The 13,647-nt window shown below is 56.3% G+C and carries 11 protein-coding genes and 1 pseudogene; 5 read left to right on the forward strand and 7 right to left on the reverse strand.

The window, feature by feature from the left end; genetic code table 11:
* Positions 1-83: 83 nt before the first annotated feature.
* The 3 genes from B0E51_RS01135 to B0E51_RS01145 all read left to right on the forward strand — a co-directional run bounded on the left by B0E51_RS01135 (position 84) and on the right by B0E51_RS01145 (position 2,730).
* On the forward strand, positions 84-1,091 hold the full coding sequence (locus B0E51_RS01135; RefSeq protein ID WP_077443272.1) for an aldo/keto reductase: 1,008 nt from the start codon (positions 84-86) through the stop codon (positions 1,089-1,091).
* A gap of 91 nt (positions 1,092-1,182) precedes the next feature.
* Complete coding sequence (gene queF / locus B0E51_RS01140; RefSeq protein WP_077442987.1) at positions 1,183-2,007, forward strand: NADPH-dependent 7-cyano-7-deazaguanine reductase QueF; 825 nt, start codon at positions 1,183-1,185, stop codon at positions 2,005-2,007.
* A 135-nt stretch (positions 2,008-2,142) separates the two neighbouring features.
* Complete coding sequence (locus B0E51_RS01145) at positions 2,143-2,730, forward strand: hypothetical protein (protein ID WP_077443273.1); 588 nt, start codon at positions 2,143-2,145, stop codon at positions 2,728-2,730.
* Positions 2,731-3,234: 504 nt separating this feature from the next.
* Here the strand turns inward: B0E51_RS01145 and B0E51_RS19055 are convergent.
* The 3 genes and pseudogenes from B0E51_RS19055 to B0E51_RS19700 all read right to left on the reverse strand — a co-directional run.
* Positions 3,235-3,414: a hypothetical protein gene (locus B0E51_RS19055; protein WP_143525745.1), complete on the reverse strand. Its 180-nt coding sequence runs from the start codon at positions 3,412-3,414 to the stop codon at positions 3,235-3,237.
* Between the two features lie 192 nt (positions 3,415-3,606).
* Complete coding sequence (locus tag B0E51_RS01155) at positions 3,607-5,259, reverse strand: TonB-dependent receptor (RefSeq protein ID WP_343124653.1); 1,653 nt, start codon at positions 5,257-5,259, stop codon at positions 3,607-3,609.
* Positions 5,260-5,916: 657 nt separating this feature from the next.
* Positions 5,917-6,078 (reverse strand): annotated as a pseudogene (locus B0E51_RS19700) (Plug domain-containing protein); the annotation flags it as partial.
* A gap of 28 nt (positions 6,079-6,106) precedes the next feature.
* On the opposite strand from B0E51_RS19700, the gene B0E51_RS01160 reads away from it, so the two are divergent.
* A complete protein-coding gene (locus B0E51_RS01160) occupies positions 6,107-6,700 on the forward strand; it encodes a hypothetical protein (RefSeq protein ID WP_077442990.1) in 594 nt (197 codons plus the stop codon).
* Between the two features lie 486 nt (positions 6,701-7,186).
* Here the strand turns inward: B0E51_RS01160 and B0E51_RS01165 are convergent, their stop codons facing one another.
* Complete coding sequence (locus B0E51_RS01165; protein ID WP_168172538.1) at positions 7,187-7,849, reverse strand: 2OG-Fe(II) oxygenase; 663 nt, start codon at positions 7,847-7,849, stop codon at positions 7,187-7,189.
* Between the two features lie 573 nt (positions 7,850-8,422).
* Positions 8,423-9,016 (reverse strand): DUF3228 family protein, encoded by a 594-nt coding sequence (locus B0E51_RS19060; protein WP_143525747.1) that lies wholly within the window; start codon positions 9,014-9,016, stop codon positions 8,423-8,425.
* A gap of 1,023 nt (positions 9,017-10,039) precedes the next feature.
* Between B0E51_RS19060 and B0E51_RS01185 the strand changes: the two genes are divergently transcribed.
* Positions 10,040-11,551, forward strand: coding sequence for an IMP dehydrogenase (locus B0E51_RS01185; RefSeq protein ID WP_077442995.1), 1,512 nt, complete (start codon positions 10,040-10,042; stop codon positions 11,549-11,551).
* A 649-nt stretch (positions 11,552-12,200) separates the two neighbouring features.
* On the opposite strand, the gene B0E51_RS01195 is transcribed toward B0E51_RS01185, so the two are convergent.
* Positions 12,201-13,040 carry a hypothetical protein gene (locus B0E51_RS01195; RefSeq protein WP_077442997.1) on the reverse strand — a complete coding sequence of 280 codons (840 nt, stop codon included), beginning with the start codon at positions 13,038-13,040 and terminating at the stop codon, positions 12,201-12,203.
* Entirely contained in the window at positions 13,037-13,645 is a 609-nt protein-coding gene (locus tag B0E51_RS01200; RefSeq protein ID WP_077442998.1) for a hypothetical protein, read from the reverse strand. The genes B0E51_RS01195 and B0E51_RS01200 overlap by 4 nt, the downstream gene beginning before the upstream one ends.
* Between the last annotated feature and the right edge of the window lie 2 nt (positions 13,646-13,647).

The following is a 13,647-nucleotide window of genomic DNA, read 5'->3' on the forward strand; positions in this document are numbered from 1 at the left end:
AATGGTGATGGCCATTATTGAGCATTTATCCGAATGCCGACACGGCGCACCATGCACCCACCTTCACCCATCGGAGCAACGCGATGCAAACCCGCACTCTCGGCAAAGATACCCACGGAAAGCCGGGCCCCCAGGTTTCCGCACTCGGCCTCGGCTGCATGGGCATGAGCGACTTCTATGGTCCGCGCGATGACGACGAATCGATCGCCACCATCCACCATGCACTGGAGCGCGGCCTCAACCTGCTCGATACCGCCGATGTGTATGGCCCACACACCAACGAGGAACTTGTTGGCAAGGCGATCAAGGGCCGTCGCCAGCAAGCCTTCATCGCCACCAAGTTCGGCATCGTGCGTGATCCCGCGAACCCGCAGGCGCGCGGCGTCGACGGCCGGCCGGAGTATGTGCGCACCTCCTGCGACGCCAGCCTGAAGCGGCTCGGCATAGAAACGATCGACCTGTACTACCAGCACCGTGTCGATCCGAACGTGCCGATCGAGGAAACCATCGGTGCGATGGCCGAACTGGTGCACGCCGGCAAGGTGCGTTACCTCGGCATGAGCGAAGCGTCCGGCGCCACGCTGGAGCGCGCCCACAAGGTGCATCCGATCGCCGCTCTGCAGAGTGAGTTCTCGCTGTGGACCCGCGACCCGCAGCAGAACGGCATGCTCGACGCCTGCCGCAAGCTGGGGGTGAGCCTGGTCGCCTACTCGCCGCTGGGCCGTGGCTTCCTCACCGGCGCGATCCGCACGCCGGACGATTTCGATGCCGACGACTATCGCCGCCGCAGCCCGCGCTTCATCGGCGACAACTTCACCCGCAACCTGCAACTGGTCGAACAGGTGAAGACGCTGGCTGCCGACAAGGGTTGTTCGCCGGCGCAGCTGGCCTTGGCCTGGGCGCTGGCGCAGGGCCACGATGTGCTGGCGATACCCGGCACCAAGCGGCGTTCGCGGCTGGACGAGAACCTCGGCGCACTCGACGTGCAGCTCAGCGCTGCCGAACTCAAGGCGATCGATGCGGTGTTTCCACCGGATGCCGTGGCCGGCGAGCGCTATGCCGGAGCCATGATGCAGATGGTCAACGTGTAACGCGTGCTCGCGTGCTCCCTCCCCTGCGACCGAAGGGAGTCCCCTTTCGGAACGCGCAGGGGGAGGAGCCAAAACCGCTAAACTTGTGGACATGAGTACCCCCGAACATTCCCCGCTCGGCAAGAGCACCATCTATGCCGACCGCTACGACCCCAGCCTGCTGTTTCCGATACCGCGCGCCGGCAAGCGCGGAGAAATTGGCGTGGCCGAACCGCTGCCGTTCCACGGCGTCGACATCTGGAACGCCTACGAACTGTCATGGCTCGATCTGCGCGGCAAGCCTGTCGTGGCGTTGGCCGAATTCCGCGTGCCGGCGGCTTCGCCGAACATCATCGAATCGAAATCGTTCAAGCTGTACTTGAACGGCTTCGCGCAGGAGCGCATCGCTGACGCCACCACCCTTGCCGCCACGCTGACACGGGATCTGTCCGCCGCTGCGGGCGCCGTGGTCGATGTGAAGCTCCGGGACGCGAATGCGGCTGCATACGCCGTCACCGATCTGGACGGCCATCCGCTCGACGGCCAGGACATCGCCATCGACCACTACGGCCCACCACAGGCAGATTTCCTGCATGCGGATGTCAGCGCCAACCCGATCGAGGAAACCGTGGTTTCGCACCTGCTGCGCTCGAACTGCCCGGTCACCGGCCAGCCCGATTGGGGCAGCGTGCAGATCGCCTATCGTGGCGCACCGATCGACTACGCTGGCCTGCTGCGTTACCTGGTCTCGTTCCGCGATCACAATGAATTCCACGAGCAGTGCGTGGAGCGCATCTTCGTCGACGTGATGCAGCGCTGCGCTCCGCAAGAACTCAGCGTCCATGCGCGTTACACCCGCCGCGGGGGACTGGACATCAACCCCTTTCGCAGCAGCATGCCAGCCACTCCGGCCAACTCGCGCACGGTTCGTCAGTAAGTTCCACGCGGCCGGTGCAACAGCACGATCTTCCGGTAATCCACGCTTCACATGGGCGGCGCTAGCCTCGACAGGCTGGCCGAAGTATCCGGACAGCGCGGCGACCTGGCCGCGTCACCGCCCCTGGAGTTTCGCATGACACGTTCCGCACGCTACGTCGCGCTGTACAGCGCCTGCCTTGCCGGACTCCTGCTCAGTGCCTGCGGAAAACATCCGGTACCAGTGCCGGCCAGCCCGCCCGCCGCCAAACCCGCCGGCACAGCGCCCATCGCCAAACCTGCACCGACCGCCACCACGAGCAAAGCTGCCACAACACCGGCCATGCCAGCCAGCGGTAGCACGGCGACCAGCTCCGTCGCACCTGCCGTTGCAGCAAGCACAACGTTCGGCGTGTCCGGCGTGACCCTGGGCGACACCGTCAACGCCGCGCATCAGGTGAGTCAGGCCAGCAACCGCTTCGCTCCCGGCGACAAGGTCATTTATGCCAGCGTCGCCACCACAGGCCGCAGCAGCGGAGCCACGCTCAATGCCAGATGGAGCTATCTGGAAGGCCAGGGCCTGCTGATCAGCAATATCAACCAGGCAATCGCCGCCGATGGCCCGGCCGTCACCACGTTCATGGTGCAGAACCCGGATCTGTGGCCGGAAGGCAAGTACAAGGTCGAGATCTCGCTCGATGGCAAGCCGGTAGCTACGCAGGATTTCGAGATCGCCAAACCCTGATCCGGTCTTGCCGGTGAACCAGGCGCAGGCAGCTGCAGGCCACAGCACTCACATCAGCGAGACCTGGTCCGCAACTACGGACCATGTCTATGTGCGGTTAACCATAAATTGGCCGCTCAACTAACTCATAATCAGTCAGCACTGATTCCAAGAAGCTCGACGAATGTAGTAGTGGGCGCTCATGGAAGGTCGACGAGCTAGGCTTTGAGGAACTACGACCGGCTCTTTTCAACGGACTCCTACACGTCGAGAACTCCGTTAATCGCTTTTAGCAGGTGAGGGGCCTTAGCCACGCGATTGCAGTTGGGTGTAGCTCTGATAAAACGTTTCGACAGCGAAGTAGTTGAAGCCTTCTGCGCGCAGTTTGCCGAGCAGCTGCGCGGTCTGCGTGCGCGTTTGTGCGCCTCGTTGAAGAACACAGCCCGATAGTTCTTGGCCAGCTCGGGAATGACCTCCAGCGCGGGGCGAGCGACATTGTCGGCGCCGGACAGTGGCGACGGGCTGTCATCCGCCGATGCAACCTGCCTGATGCAGAAGCTGGCTGCGGCCGCCAACGAAGGTCTGATGCAAGCTCAGGTACTGGTTGAAGAGCAGACGAAAAGCGGGATCTCTTTCGGTCGCATAGGCGTAACGCATGACCTGGTATTGCGCCAGCAAACCTTTGTGCCGGTTGGCTTCCTCCATGAGCCTGTCGCCATAAAGATGTCGAAGTTCACCGAAGAGCAGATTGCGTTCAATCTGAAGCAGTCCGAGGCCGGGCCACTGTCGAGGAGGTGGGCTGGAAGATGGGCATATCACAAGCTATGGAGGCCAATACCCACGCATAAAAACGGCCCGCGAAGGCGGACCGTTTGAATTGCAAGCAGACTCGGGCAATTACTGGGCAGAGGGGATGCCGAACTTGTACGTCGCCTCCAGATACAACTGGCGTCCATACACACTGTAATTCGCTGAGTTGTAAGGGCCGAATACATAACCGGGATAACTGTTATCCACTGGCGGCATCTTGTTGAACAAGTTGTTCACCATGAAGGACAGCGTCAGATTTTTCGTCGGGCTGTATTGCACGCTGCCGTTATAGGTAACCCAAGCTGCCAGATAACCCGTACCGGGGGCCGAATAATTATCAAGAGTGGTCGCCAGATAGTTGGGCGAGCGACCATCACGGTTGGCAAATAACGTCGCGGTCCATTCGCCTAGACTCCAGGTCACCGAGGCATTGGCTTTGGTCTTGAAGTCGGTACTGTACAGCGGGCTGTCCAGGTAGTTTATGAACGGGTCGCCCGCGAGCGGCTGCTCTTCATGCTTCAACTCGTCGCTGTAACTACCGGAGAACTTCAAGCTGCCATAAGCGCCGATATCTACCTGATAATTCAGATTGGCGGTGATGGCATTGACCCGTTCCCGCGCTATGTTCTGATTCGGCGTATAGATATCCTCAATCGTGCCGAATTGATTGCGCGTAATCGCATTGATCGCATTGATGCAACTGGGCGTAGTGGGATTGAGAATCCCCTGCAGACAAAGGGAATTCTCCTGTGAAATCGTGTCCGGTGGCACCGTCCCCACTTCGTTACGGATGTCGAAGTGCAGATAATCGACGGTCACCGAGAGCTTCGATGTCGGCGCCCATACGACGCCATAATTCCAGTCTTTCGCCGTGATCGGCTTCAGATTGACATTGCCCGAGGTGCTGTTGAAATAGCTTGCCTGAGAATAGACGCCCGGACACTGACCCAAGGTGGGGCCCGTGAACCCCAACTTGGCGCAGTTGTAGTAATCGGTGACCGAGCTGTAGTAGCCGCTCGGCCCGGAATACTCATCAGCCAAGGTGGGCATCTTGAACGCAGTGCCGTATTTGCCCCTGAGCAGCAGACTCTCGAAAGGGCGATATTCCAGTGACACCGTATACGTATTGTGCTTGACTTGCTGGCCGGATACTTCGTATCCGTCCCGACGACCGGACACATCCACGGTCAACTGCTGCAGCAGAGGAAAGTTCAGCTCGGTCGTGGCGGCATAGCGCGAGCGATGTCCCGCACCCTGGTCCGCGGTATAATTGTAGATATCCCCATTGAAATAACCCGGGTCGGGCACATAGCCCCAGCCTTGGTTGCCTCCTTCCAGCACGACCGCGAGGCCGGCATCGCCACCAGGCAAGGTGAATAGCGAGGCATTGGTCACCTGTCCGCGCAACATATTGTCCCAGGTCTTGCCCAAGGTCGTGGCATAACCGCTGAAGCTATGATATTCCGCTGGCGTAATCGGGGTATAGAAAGCAGCGTAGTTGGGCTCGAAAACGGGCACCCCGTAACCATCAGGATCCGGTCCCAGGGTCGATGTCAAGTCCGAGCCCAGCACACGATTGGTAAAGAAAGCATTGATGGGATTCGTGAAAGCGACGTAATCACGTTCGTCGGTCTTGTCGTTGGAATGCGTAAAACCCAGATCGTAGTCCCAGTTCGACTGCCCGAACGTGCCTTTTCCACCCAGGCTGAACATATAGGCGTTTTCGATCTGCTTGTTCATGGAGTTCTGGTAGCCACCCACTTCTTCCGGCGAGAAGATACGCTGCAGATCCGTATACTGAGCCCGGATGGGGTCGTAAAATGTCAGGCCTGAACTTGAAGTCAGCCAGTCGGTGGCCCCTCCCGGCTGGTATTTCTGCTCCTGGTAGTTGTAGAGCAGGTCGCTGTACAACTGCAGGTTATCGTTGACGTCAAAGGTTGCGTGGGTATACAGGTTTGCAGTCTTGCTTTCATTGGCCAGCGTGACATAGGCCTGTTCCCCGTAGTACGACCCACAATAATTTCCGCTATTGGCGCGATACCTGTACCCCGTCGTTCCGCCGAACCCAGCCGTCGTGTTGGCGCAATTGTTGGGATCCGCGAATTTATAGCTATCAATGCCCAGCGTGGGATCCGTGGCCAGATAATCCCGCTCCGCGATGGGTCCGCCAACGGCATTAAGATCAGCCTGGGCGGTCAGCGGCCGATCGTAGGCCCAGATAGGCTGCGTACTCTCGAATTGCACGCCGGCAATCAGGTTGAATTTGCCGACATTGAAACTATCGGCCAGATAGACCCGCCGCGCCGCGCCGCCGCCGTTGCTGTTCCAGCCGTAGCGCACGTCCAAAACCGGTGCGTCGATCTTCTTCTTGAGCACGATATTGATCACGCCGGCAATCGCGTCCGAACCGTACAATGACGACTGGCCGCCCGGCAGGATGTCGATGTGGTCGACCATCTCGACCGGAATGCTGCTCAGATTGTTGAAAACATCACTGCCGTTGTAGAGCGCGGGGAAATTGCCCATCGGGCGGCCGTCAATCAGGTACTTCACGTAGCCGGGTGAGAGGCCTTATTTCAAGCGGCTTGTGGTCAAGGCGATTCTGACCAAAGCACTGGACGCAGAAATTCCCGCCCAAGACTGGTATCCCGGATCCATTCTCCGGCAGCTTGCCACCTATACGCTGTCACTCATGAGCGATCGAATGCTGGGAGCACAGCTCCAGCCCGATTTTGATGCCGTCTGGCGCGCTCAACATGCTCCCCGCAGCTTCGTGGCAGAAGCCATGAAGATCGCGAAGAAAATACTTCCCCTGCTTCAGGAGATCCCATCGGAACAGACCAAAAACCGTCTTGTAACCGAATGGGCGAAACGCGAAGCGTGCTGGCTACGTGTGCAGAGCAGTGGCATAAGTCTCTCCGCCGAGTTCCTTGAAACCCTCACAACAACAACAACGCTGAGGAAGTCACCTGTCCGCTGGGGCGATAAAGCTGCAGAGCTTTGGAAAAACGGAACATGGGCACGCCTTCACGAATGGAATAAGGCTGCCGAAATCCTCACTCCTGACGAGAGTGACCTCGTCGAACGGACAACAGCTGTTTCGAGCTTCGGCTTCAAGGGATTCCGTCTCATCAAGCTTCAAGAGGCATGGAAGCGTGCCGTAGATGGGGGCTTCGTGTAACCCATGAACATGTGGCCATACCTGTTCATGAAGGCATTGGATCTTCGGGCTCGCGTCTAGTGCAAAACGCCAGCCACCTGCTCACCTTCGCCACAGCAGCTGACCAGCTTCGCCAGCGAAACCAACCAGGCTCGTCAGGAACGCTGACCAGGTTAGTCGACTGTCCGACTTCGGCCGATTCTGTTGAAAAACTCCGTCTTAACGAATGGACGTCCAAATTCTCGATCACGACAGCCGTGACAATTCGATTCTGTACAAATTTGCACGCGAGGTCTGACAGAAAGCGATTGCCGCGTCCGATTTTTCACGCTTCAGACGAGCTCAAATATTTGAAGTGAGTTTTTCAACAGAATCGGCCAGGAGCAGTCGTTCGCACTTCGACTCTGAAGACCTGCGCTACTGAAAGCGGGAAGACGTCGGCTAGACGACAGCCAGCGGATAGTTCTTGTTTGGGAAGCCTTCGGCACCGTAGTTCGTAAATTAGAATTATAAAATGAGGTCTGTTCGTCTGTAGAGGAGGTCGAAACGGAGGACATACTTTTCACCTTTGGTAACTTCCTTCCCTTCATGAAGTAGCTGATCCTGGAATCCTAATACCAGGCCTTTCTTGGGCTGAATTACTCTACCGTAGTCCGAAAAAACTGTCTCTCCGCCTTCAAAATCATCGTTAAGATAAACAAGAATTACAGCGCGCGTCCTCTCGTTGTCGTTTTTCCTCCACGGGTGTTCACAATGTGGCTTGAAATATTGGCCTGGAATATATTTATAGAGACGGACGTACTCGGATGGACCTGTTAGTACATTGCTCCCAAGATAATTTGGCGTGTTCGTGCCGAGACGTCCAGCTCCGTAGAACATTTCGAAGGCTAAGTCCTTATCCCATATCTCCAATCTGCTATTATTACGGAAGTCATTTTTATTTTGTGGTCCGTCCTTGGTAAACAACGTGCCTTCGGTGTATTCATACTTAGACTGAAAATCGCTTAACCACTGATCACAAATCTCCGGCGTGATAGAGTGCTTCCAAATCAGTGAGGCGTCATAAAATACGTCCTCTGAGCTAATCCTTTCGTGCATATCACTTGAGCATCCAGCCAACTCGAGATTATTTTCGATTAGCCGTTTCCTCATCGAGTCTTCATAACTCATTGTCATTCACCCTATATCTGTGTGAGTTTTTCGGCTAACCGCACGCCAAAAGATGCTTAGGAACGGATGACTTAGCCTAAAAAGGCACGCAACTCATCTTCACTAACATCACCTACTTTCATCTCCTTAGTACCCAGCTTATGCAAGACAGGGACACTTCGGATACCTAAGGCCCTGGCCCTGGCAGTAACTTCGGGAGCATCAATGTCAACCACTGACGCCTCAATACCCATTGAGTCCAGTGTTTCCCGTACGCGCTTGCAGCGCGAACACCCTTCTCTTACATACAGTTCTAATTCCATATACTTTTCTCCCGCTATCTCGCTGACTTCCAAACTAGCTTTCTAGCACAACAATTTGTTCCCAACAATCAAGGCTACTTGCTCAAGGTTCGCAGATCCGTCATTACGCCTTTCGAAGCGGCGGACATCGACAAGCTACCGCCGATAGTTCTCAAAAATCCGAGCAGACGATTGCATCCCAATCGGACAAACTTGCTGCATGAACAGGCACCAAGCTCAAGTGGGGTGCATTCCTTAACGTCTACGCATTTGGTTCATACGGCCTTTAATATCAGCTTTCATCGCCGCCATTGACTTGAACCCTCTGCGACCAATACAGAACTGATTCTGCGAATTCCCTCGCGGTGTATTTTGCCTCTACTCCATCGGGAATTTCGAGCAGGCTTCTAGCCATTGACAGGGGGTGCATCGGCTCATGCTGCGCCTGAGCAGCAAGAAGCACAATGATTTCCCATTCCGAATCGCTACTTCTTCCTCCAAAATCCTGTGCAACTGTGTCGGCGGAAAAACAGACAACATTAACAAATTCTGAGGGGACAGCCTCTGCTTTAGCGACAGTCCTGATAGCAAACTGCTTATTGTGTTGATATACCTCGGACTGCAACACCATATCCTTTCTCAAAGGAACAGATGTGCAGTAAAAATTCTTTGCAGGTATAGGAATCACTACTTTTCGCGCAAGATCCTTCTCGCCACCACCTGGAGTCGCAGAAGGCCAATTCCGTCGCACTAAATCAACAACATCGGCATCTGTATAATTGGTAAAAAAAGAATAGCCAGTGCCAGGTCGGTGGCGGGATAGGGCAAACTTGCTCCATCCTACTGTGGGTGCATCGACCTCAATCAATGTTTCTATATCTTTCATATTCCGTCCGTGTAGTTGGCTACTTGTCAACGCCAATTGGCCTTACTAAGAAATGGGAGACAGTGGCGATTCGCTGATTTCAGAGATCACAGAAGCAACCGCGCGTGTGAGATCCCTACGGGATCGGAGACTATCCAATCTCAGGACGCTGTACAAGACGGATAAGTACCCGAATCCTCAGCTTCCGATGTCTGATTCATGCAGCGAGCCGGTCTTGCTCTGAGTCCGTTATCTACTCGGACTCGGAAAGTCCGAACTGGGCCAGCTGCCACAGTTGCAGGAAGAAGACAGCGGCAATCCCTGCGGAAACGCTATCCCAATTTTAAAGCGTCTCCTTGACAGGAAAGCTCGCTGCATTCTATAAACGAAGAATTACTTATTTCCGGGCGCGGTCGGTCGAAGGACAGTGCCGATTTCGAGACAGCCAGCATGTCAGAAACAAGGCCTAAAGCATTGAGTGCGGATTCGATCTGGATGGTTGAAAGGTGCGCAATACTGCCAAGCGAGGAGCACGACCCATCTCACGCTGTGAATCTCGCTACTTCGATGCGCGAGACTGGTGTCTGGCAAATTCCAATCATCTTGGAACGAGAGAGTCTCGCCGTAATGGACGGCCACCATCGCCTGGCTGCCTCGAAATTGCTAGGCTTGCGTTACGTACCCGCGCTGTTGCTCGACTACTCGAATGTGAGAGTGGCCGCTAGACGTGCAGGTTTCGTTGTAACTCCAGAAGCAATCTTGCAACGCGCTCGAATGTGCGACCTGTATCCAAGTAAGACGACGCAGCATTTATTTTCTTCGCCGATACCGAATTGCAATATCGCGCTGTTGCACTGCCACGAGCCTGCCAGCGGGGCTCTGATTCACACTAAAGCCAAAACAGACTGTCTTGAAAACACATAGCCGACGCTTGGGCAACTGACCCTAGCTGGTGTCCTGGGTTTGGACCCCTGTCAGCGGCGTGTCGCCGTACGGTTGACGCAGAGAGATTGATCGCGGAGAGGCTTTGCTGTAAAGTGTCGCATGACTATATATGATGAGCCGAGCCGCACCTTCGGCGAGTACTTGCTGGTGCCCAATCTGACGCGCAAGGGGATGGTCCCGTCCGCTGTCGATCTGACCACTCCGCTAGTTCGATTTCCGCATGGCGGCGCCTCTCCGCTCAGCATCAATGTTCCGATCACCTCTGCGATGATGCAGGCCGTCTCTGACGAGAAGTTGTCCATCGCACTCGCGCGCTCAGGCGGCCTCGCCTTCATCTTCGGCTCGCAATCCATCGTGTCGCAAGCCGAAATGGTACGACGCGTAAAGAGTCACAAAGCCGGCTTCGTAATAAGTGACAGCAACGTTCGCCCGTCGGCGACGCTGGCCGACGTGCTGGCGACAACTGGCAGTACCGGGCACTCCACTGTTGCCGTGACGGAAGATGGCACGCCCACAGGCCGCCTGATCGGCGTCATTGCCGGCAGGGACTATCGGCCCGGACGAACGCCGCTGAGCACGCCCGTTACCGAGCTGATGACACCGTTTGTAAATCTGACCTGCAGCCGCGTCGGCATCGATCTCGAAACCGCCAATGACCTCATCTGGTCGCATAAGCTCAACTGTCTGCCGGTCATTGATGGTGAGGAGCACTTGCACTACATGGTGTTCCGCAAGGATTACGATGCAGCGCAGGAGTTCCCGCTGGAGCTAGTGGACGACAAGAAGCGCCTCGTCGTTGGCGCAGGGATCAGTTCGCACGACCACATCGAGCGCGTGCCGGCGCTGGTGGAGGCTGGTGTTGACATTCTATGCATCGATTCCTCCGACGGTTATTCGGAATGGCAGGCCGACACGATCGAATTCGTGAAAGCTAACTATCCCCATATTCCGATCGGGGCGGGCAATGTGGTAGATCGCGAGGGCTTCCAATACTTGGCCGATGCCGGCGCCGATTTCGTCAAGGTGGGCGTCGGTGGTGGATCGATCTGCATCACTCGTGAGCAGAAAGGCATCGGCCGAGGCCAGGCGACAGCTGTGATCGAGGCTGCTCGCGCTCGTGATGAGTACTGCCAGAGAACCGGCACGTACGTGCCGATCTGCTCGGATGGCGGCATCACGCGCGACTATCACATTACGCTGGCGCTCGCGATGGGTGCCGATTTCGTGATGATGGGGCGTTACTTCGCCGGCTTCGAGGAAGCGCCCGGCCGCAAGCTGCGGCTCAACCACACCCTCGTCAAAGAGTATTGGGGCGAAGGCAGCAACCGTGCGCGCAACTGGCAGCGCTACGACCACGGCGGCGGCAACAAGAACGGGCTCGCCTTCGAAGAGGGAGTGGACGCCTATGTCCCCTATGCCGGCCCGCTCAAGGAAAATCTCGATGGAGTGCTGCTCAAATTGCGTTCGACCATGTGCAACTGCGGTGCCCTGAGCATTTCCGAGTTGCAGCGTACCGCACGCATTACGGCAGTGTCAGCGGTCACCATTCATGAAGGTGGCGCGCACGACGTCATGGTCAAGGAAACGCGCGCCGCCCTTGAAGACGGCTAGCAAAAACTTCCGACAAAACCTCGGAACCGAATAGGAAAGCAGGGGCGATGGGATTCTGGAAAGGTGCTCGCCGAAATGACGCAGAACATCTGGCCGGCATAGCGCCAACGATGTTCGACGCAACTGACGCGAATTCCAGCGGCTAACCGCCCACGAATACTGAGTCGAAGCCATTCAGAGACCCCGCCATCCTTGCGGCAAGCACATCGAGGTCGGCAGGAGGGGTGATTGTAAGTTCCGCACTTCCAACGAACGTATATGGTACATCCTCGTACCGTGGAACTATCTGGAAGTGCAGATGCGGCAGGGACTGGCCGGCAGGCTCACCGACGTTGCACCAGGAATGAAGCCCTTGCGGCTTTAACACATCAACGATCGCTCGTCCTATCCGATTGCTCAGACTGATCAGTTCATGAGCTTCGTCCGGGTTTAGCATCGTGAGCGACTGCACATGGCGATGAGGTGCGACAAGCACTGAGCCAACGCTGCGCTGCCGCAGATTCATGAAGGCAGACACGTGCTTGCCTCTGAAAATCTTACTGCAAGATAGCCTTCCCTCCATGTACTCGCACAGCGGACATAGCTCTCGCTTTGGGTATATGTATGGCATCGAATGGAATCCCTCTAGTTCGCTATCTTTCGGTCCAAGTCACGAGCGCGATCGCAGCTTGTCCTCGAGCACCAAATCCCACACCTTGTTCGCCGTCTCCGAGATCTCGTTCTTGAGAGGCAGAGAGGAGAGACTAAGCTCCTTCATAAAAATGGATCGCATAGCCACCAACGCATCGAATATGGATTCAAAATTCAGATCGGACGGGTGAGTCAGCGCCAGGTCGTGCAACAACGACTTGGGTAAACGGCTTTCCAGTTTCCGGTGACCGTCTTGGGGCAGTCGAAGTCGGTGAAGCATAAGAGGAAGAAGAGCATTCTCCCTGGAAAAATCGATTGAGCGGGCGGCCGCAAAGAATTCTCCTCGCGCAGCGCGCGCGTACGTAAACCAAAGCCACGCTGCAAGCTTCGCTGCGGACAATTCCAAGGCGGATTCAGGCAATCCGGCGTTCGAATGGAAGGTCGCTCGCTCAAGGTTATGTATATCGCCACTCACTATTTCTGCGGTAGCCGGAATCTCGAAAGACTTGGTGCTGTCCTCGTAGACGATGTCGAGTTTGACAAGGGATCGTTCAACTGCAATGTAGTAGATCGAACTTTGGTGTGTCACCAAGTGATCCGTTGTGAAGCAGGAGATCAACTCGCCGGCTTCCTCGATCGCGGCGCGAACGGTGGTCGCGCAGTCGGACGGCGATTCCGAGACAACAATAAGATCCAAGTCGGAGTACTGATCGACCCCTCCCGCCACGACGCTACCGGTCACCAGCAGTGTGCTGGAGCCGTAGGCCTTCACGCCCACGGTGACGGCTTCGAGCATCATCAGCTGTTGTGAGTTGAGCCGTGCCACAGCGGCTTCGCCAAGTACGCGGAGCGCTCTCATGGGCCGTTGTGCGGCAGCACGAACTTGGCGCTTGATGGTGCGGGATGGCCCATAATCTTGCGAAGCCATTCGAACGCCAACAAGGAAGTTACTGCATCGTAGCCGGCATTGTGCCAGTCGGGCGTAATCCTCATGCTGGCCGTGGCTTCGAATTCAGCTGCCCATTTTGCGGTGCGCTTCCAAAAGTCGAAGTCCCTCAGCTCGTCGTTATAAGTCTTGACACCGGCGAGAGCGTAGCAGAGCGCGTTCAGCTCCACCGTGCGATGAGACAGGTACCGTTTCCTGAACTCCGGGAAGGTTTTTGTTACGAAAGGAAGGTCAAAGGTTGAAACACCCCACCCCACCGGGACTAAGGCCTTATCACCTATACCGTGCCCTTCACACCACGCAAGCAAATCCCGTTCAACATCCGACGCGGCCGGACCTCGCCGAATATCATCCTCAGACATGCGAATGACTTCCAAGGATTCAGGATCTGCCTCGAACGCGTCCCAGCCTACTTGGGCGAAGAACTGTTGGCCATCCGGCAGGTAAATTCCTATCTGAACCAGACTGTGGCGGCTCGCTATTGAGCCGGTTGTCTCGCAATCTAATCCGACCAGCATTC

The sequence above is a fragment of the Rhodanobacter sp. C05 genome, from assembly GCF_002001165.1.
GTDB lineage: Bacteria > Pseudomonadota > Gammaproteobacteria > Xanthomonadales > Rhodanobacteraceae > Rhodanobacter.

Coding starts and splice junctions, on each gene's coding strand:
- B0E51_RS01135 (WP_077443272.1), top strand. CDS start 84: ATGCAAACCCGCACTCTCGGCAAAGATACCCACGGAAAGCCGGGCCCC.
- queF (WP_077442987.1), top strand. CDS start 1,183: ATGAGTACCCCCGAACATTCCCCGCTCGGCAAGAGCACCATCTATGCC.
- B0E51_RS01145 (WP_077443273.1), top strand. CDS start 2,143: ATGACACGTTCCGCACGCTACGTCGCGCTGTACAGCGCCTGCCTTGCC.
- B0E51_RS19055 (WP_143525745.1), bottom strand. CDS start 3,414: ATGGAGGAAGCCAACCGGCACAAAGGTTTGCTGGCGCAATACCAGGTC.
- B0E51_RS01155 (WP_343124653.1), bottom strand. CDS start 5,259: ATGAACAAGCAGATCGAAAACGCCTATATGTTCAGCCTGGGTGGAAAA.
- B0E51_RS01165 (WP_168172538.1), bottom strand. CDS start 7,849: ATGAGTTATGAAGACTCGATGAGGAAACGGCTAATCGAAAATAATCTC.
- B0E51_RS19060 (WP_143525747.1), bottom strand. CDS start 9,016: ATGAAAGATATAGAAACATTGATTGAGGTCGATGCACCCACAGTAGGA.
- B0E51_RS01185 (WP_077442995.1), top strand. CDS start 10,040: ATGACTATATATGATGAGCCGAGCCGCACCTTCGGCGAGTACTTGCTG.
- B0E51_RS01195 (WP_077442997.1), bottom strand. CDS start 13,040: ATGAGAGCGCTCCGCGTACTTGGCGAAGCCGCTGTGGCACGGCTCAAC.
- B0E51_RS01200 (WP_077442998.1), bottom strand. CDS start 13,645: ATGCTGGTCGGATTAGATTGCGAGACAACCGGCTCAATAGCGAGCCGC.